At 69.9% G+C, this 5,094-nt stretch carries 4 protein-coding genes; 3 read left to right on the top strand and 1 reads right to left on the bottom strand.

The window, feature by feature from the left end:
- Positions 1-237: 237 nt before the first annotated feature.
- Positions 238-1,305: a LuxR C-terminal-related transcriptional regulator gene (locus WML84_RS12710; RefSeq protein WP_347346509.1), complete on the bottom strand. Its 1,068-nt coding sequence runs from the start codon at positions 1,303-1,305 to the stop codon at positions 238-240.
- A 163-nt stretch (positions 1,306-1,468) separates the two neighbouring features.
- On the opposite strand from WML84_RS12710, the gene WML84_RS12705 reads away from it, so the two are divergent.
- From WML84_RS12705 to WML84_RS12695, 3 genes are all read left to right on the top strand, one after another.
- The gene (locus WML84_RS12705; protein ID WP_347346508.1) at positions 1,469-2,869 is read left to right on the top strand and encodes an FAD-binding protein; all 1,401 of its coding nucleotides are present in this window, start codon (positions 1,469-1,471) and stop codon (positions 2,867-2,869) included.
- Positions 2,866-3,807, top strand: a complete 942-nt coding sequence (locus WML84_RS12700; RefSeq protein WP_347346507.1) for an NAD(P)H-binding protein — start codon at positions 2,866-2,868, stop codon at positions 3,805-3,807. Before WML84_RS12705 ends, WML84_RS12700 begins: the two co-directional genes overlap by 4 nt.
- A 118-nt stretch (positions 3,808-3,925) precedes the next feature.
- A partial coding sequence (locus WML84_RS12695) for a glycosyltransferase (RefSeq protein WP_347346506.1) occupies positions 3,926-5,094 on the top strand: 1,169 nt, incomplete at its 3' end.

Below are 5,094 nucleotides of genomic sequence, written 5' to 3'. Positions count from 1 at the left end.
GTCATCGGGTCGCTCCGCCCGTGCCCGGGCGGGTCGACGACGACGAGGCGCCGATGAGCCGACAGCAGCGGAACCAGTCGGTCGAACGAGCGGCCATCGGTGAATACCGACGGCCAGAGCACGGCAGTCCCTGCAGCTGAGGAGGGTCCCGACACGATCCGGACATACAGGCTCCCCAACAGGGTGGGTACCCGTCGAATCTGGTCCGCAGCGTGTACGTCCACGATCGTGACGTGCTCAGTGGGTGACGTCGTCGTACAGCGTGTGGAACAGCTTCGCCCCGATCTCGCGGCGCGACGAGACGCCGAGCTTGAGAAAGATCGACTTGAAGTGGTCTTGCACGGTGTAGGGCGACAGGTGCAGAGACTGGGCGATCGCCTGCGTCGACGATCCGCGCATCAGCGCACGCACGATGTGCGTCTCGCGGAGGGTGAGGCCGTAGGCCGACATCAGCAGCGGCACGATCTCGGGGGCGGTCGCCTCTTCGATCGTGACCGCGTACTGGGCGACGGTGCCATCGCCGTCGCGGAAGCGGGCGGCCTGGAACACGTACCACGTGCCGTCGCGATGCTGCGCCCGCAGGCGCGGCACGTGTTCGACTCCGCGGAGCAACTGCGACAGCACGGCGGCGACCGGCGTCGTCAGGTTCGAGCCGAGGTCGCCATCGAAGCCGAGAACGCGTTGGCGCGCGGCATCCGTCGCGTACTGCAGCTTTCCCGATGCGTCGAACACGAGAATCGCCGGCCCCCGATCGGCACGCGCCAACTCCGCCGTCGCGGTGGCGAGCCCCGCGCGCAGACCGTCGGCGAGCGTACCCTCGAGCAGGTGGACGAACTCGGCCTCGGCCGCGTTGAACTCGGGGCTGTCGGCGCCGCGGTAGAGGGCGAATGCGCCCCACGTCACACCCTGGCGACGGGCGACGCCGCGCAGCTCGTGCTGCATGCCGAGCAGCGGCTGCACGACGTTGCGGAATCGGTCGCTCTTGCGAACGTCGCCGTCGGTCTCTTCGCCGAGGATCGCCACCCCGAACGGCCGCCGGGCGAGGTCGGCGAACAGGCCGTAGTCCTCGCCGGTCGCGTACTCGTAGAAGAAGAAGTCCGAGCCGCCGCTGTTCTCGAGGTCGTGCCGGTGCGACACGTTGAGCGTCACCGAGCCGGGGTCGACGGTTGCGATGCACACGGCATCGGCCGGGACGGCTCGGCGCACGAGGGTGAGCGCCTCGTCCATGTACTCGTCGAGCACGAGCCCGGCGCGCGCGAGGGACTCCAGCCCCGCACGCGCGCTGTCGGCCCGATACTCCCGCATGCCTCGATTGTCCTCTCGGTGCCGCGGCGGTGTCACCCCCAGATAGTTGGGTGATGTCCGCACCCGGGTCGGGGGTGCGCAATTCGCCGTGAGTGCGGGATGTTCCGGCGCGCGCCGCCTGGCGAGTCTGGTCTCGCGTCAATCGAACGAATGGAGAACACACATGAACGACGTCACGACCCTCGAGGCCCCGCGCGACCTCACTCCTGCACTGTCCGAGCTGCACCGTCGCATTGACGGCGCGGTGACGATTCCGCAGGATGCCTCGTGGGACGCCGACCGTGCCGCATGGGCGCTCGCCGTCGACCAGCGCCCCGCGCTCGTCGTTCGTGCCGCACACGCAGAAGACGTCGTCACGGCGGTGCGCTTCGCCGTCGCGCACCGGCTGCGCGTCGCGGCGCAGGGCACCGGGCACAACGCGGCGCCGCTCGGCGACCTCGGCGACACCATGCTGCTGCGCACCGACCTGATGCGCGGGGTCACGATCGACGCCGAGCGGATGATCGCCCGCGTGGATGCGGGTGTGCTGTGGCACCAGGTCACCGCCGCCGCAGCGGAGCACGGCCTCGCCGCGCTCGCCGGGTCGTCCGACGACGTGGGCGTCGTCGGGTACACGCTCGGCGGCGGGGTGAGCTGGCTCGCTCGCTCGCACGGGCTCGGCGCGAACAGCGTCACCGCGATCGAACTCGTCACCGCCGGCGGCGAGCTCCGCCGCGTCGACGAGCAGACCGACCCCGACCTGTTCTGGGCGCTGCGTGGCGGCGGAGGAGCGTTCGGCGTCGTCACGGCGCTCGAGTTCCGGCTCTACCCGATGGCCAGCGTGTATTCGGGAGCGCTGTTCTGGCCGATCGAGCGAGCCGCCGATGTCATGCACGCGTGGCGCGAATGGACGGTCGACCTCCCGGCATCCGTCATGACCGCCGCGCGCGTCATGAAGTTCCCGCCGATCCCCGACATGCCCGAGCCGATGCGCGGGCGGGCGTTCGTCATCGTCGAGGCGGTGCTACAGGACGCCCCGGCCGCCGCCGACGCGTTGCTCGCCGAACTGCGCCGGCTGCAGCCCGAGATCGACACCTTCGCCCCGACGCCGATGCCGGCGCTGAGCGCGCTGCACATGGACCCGCCTGGACCGGTTCCGGGCGTCGGGGACGGCGCGCTGGTTCGAGAGTTGTCGCACGAGGCGATGGAGGCGTTTCTGAGCGTTGCGGCGACACCGCGCGGCGCGTCTCTCCTGTCCGCCGAGTTTCGGTTGCTGGGTGCAGCGCTCGCGCCAGGGCAGGAGGACGGTGGTGCCGTGTCGGGCCTGAGCGGCGCGTACTTGCTGTTCGCCGGCGGTATGGCTCCCACGCGAGAGAGTGCGACGGTGGTGCGCAGCGAACTCGACGACCTTCTCGATGCGGTGGCCCCGTGGAGATCAGAGTCGGACTACCTGAACTTCACCGAGTCGCCGGCGGCTGCCGAGCGGATCTACGGCGACGCGCTACCGCGCCTACGCGAGATCAAGCGGCGCGTCGACCCGAGTGACGTCATCCGCTCGAACCACCCGCTCTGGAGCGGGCGATGAGCGGCTCGGACCGGACCATCCTCGTGCTCGGCGGCACGGGGCTCATGGGTCGCGAGGTGCTCGGCGCGCTCCGCCGCCGCGGCGCGGACGCCCGCGTGCTCGTGCGCGACCCAGCGAAGCTGCCGTACCGCGAGGGCCTCGACATCCGAGTCGGTGACCTGCGCGATGCGGCGAGCCTGCGCGCCGCGGTGCGCGGCGTCGACGTGGTCTTCGCCATCTCGCCGCATGAGGTCGACGAGGTCGCGCTCATGCGTGCCGTCGTGACCGCGTGTGAACGCGAGCGAGCGCGGCTGGTGTTCGCCGGCATCCATGTGGCGTCGCCAAACCCGCTCGCGGGGTGGATCGCGCGCCGGATGTGTGAACTGCTCATGCCGCGTTACCGGGGCAAGTTCGCGATCGGGCGGATGGTCGAGCGGTCGGCGACTGGCCCGGTCATCCTTGTGCCGAGCAATTTCATGCAGAACGACGAGGTGCTCTTCGGGGCGATCGAAGGCGGACTGTTCGTGCACCCGATCAGCGAGAAGGGCCTCAACCGCGTCGATCTGCGCGACCTCGGCGAGATCGCCGCGACCGTGCTCCTGGACGCGGCGTTCCCCACGGGCCGCTACCCGGTGGTCGGGCCCCGGTCGCTGACCGGTCCGGAGTGCGCGCGGGTATGGGCGGATGCCCTGGGGCACGAGGTGCGCTACGCCGGGGACGACGACGCCGTGCTCGAAGCGGCGATCCACGAGCACGTGAGCGGGTATCGCCGCGAGGACTGGATGTCGTCGCTGCGGCGCCTGCGCACGTACGGGTTGCCGACCTCGTCCGCCGACCTCGCCGTCACCGAACGGATGCTCGGGCGCCCGGCCACACCGTTCGAGGAGTTCGCCTGGCGGGTCGCGGGGGAGCGGGCCGCGGACGCGGCCCCCGCCCCGCTTACGGAGGTGGTGTCATGACGTTCGAGGTCGTGATCGTCGGGGGCGGCTATGCGGGGGTGATTGCGTCCAACCGGTTCTGGGCATCGCTCAGCGATGCGGGGGTGCCGCGTGCCGCACGGCTTGGGAGAGTGTCACCGTGAAAGCCCTGCTCATCACCACCGGCAGCCGGGGCGATGTTGAACCGTTCATTGCGCTTGCGCGGGGTCTCATCGACCGTGGACATGTCCCGACTGTCGCGGCGCCCGCACGCTTCGCCACGTTGGCGGGGGAGCACCGAGTCGCATTCCACGCGCTCGACGACAGCCTGCTCGACCTCCAGGACGCGGTCGTGACGGGCGGCGCGGTCCGGGCCATCGCAGGGGCATCGAAAGTTCGCACGGCGTTCGAGCGATTCCTGATCGACGTGGCCACGTTGATCGACGTGCCGACCGATGTCGTGGTGTTCCATCCCAAAACGCTTGCCGCCCCGATGGTCGCCGAACATCGGGGCGTGCCCGCTATCGCCGCCCAGCTGATTCCGCTGTACCAGCCGACGGCAGAATTCTCAGCTCCGGTCATCTCTGTCCGCGTTCCGCGATTCCTGAATCGGGGCACCTGGAAGCTCGTGCCCGCGATTGAAGCCCCCTGGCGAAAGAGATTGCGACAGCTTCAACGCGAGAAGCTCATGCTCACGACGCCGCTCGTCGGCATGGGTCAACACATTCACGATCACGGCGCCCTCAACGTGTGGAGTCCGCTTCTGCTCGCTCCACCGTCAGAATGGGATGCCGATGCCGCCCCAATCGGATTCTGGCGGCTCCCCGAGTCCGATTGGTCGCCGCCCGCGAGCGTGGTGGAGTTCCTCGCCGCCGGTGAAGCGCCCGTCTACGTCGGCTTCGGCAGCATGGTTCACAAGCACCCGACCGAACTCACGGATGCCCTTGCTGCGGGCCTTCGCGCCGCGGGGCGGCGGGGAATCATCGCCACCGGTTCGGGTGCGCTTGCACCGACCCACGGCGACGACATCTTCGCCCTTGACCATGCGCCGCACTCGTGGCTGTTCCCACGCGTAGCCGCCGCCCTGCACCACGGCGGCGTCGGCACAGTCGCTGCTGCGCTTGCTTCGGGAACTCCGCAGGTGATCAAGCCGTTCCTCGGCGACCAGTACTTCTGGTCGCGCAGGGCTGAGGCTCTCGGGGTGGCTGTGACGCTAGGCGCTCCGACGCCGGAGGCGATCGCGCGGGCGATCACCACCGCCGTTGACACGGTCACACCCCGCGCGCGAGCTGTCGCTGCAGAGATCCAGAGTGAGCGCGGCATCGAAGC

This window comes from Microbacterium sp. (assembly GCF_039812165.1).
Taxonomy (GTDB): Bacteria; Actinomycetota; Actinomycetes; order Actinomycetales; family Microbacteriaceae; genus Microbacterium.
Note: the sequence above shows the minus strand (reverse complement) of the source record. Positions and strands in the feature narration are given on the sequence as shown.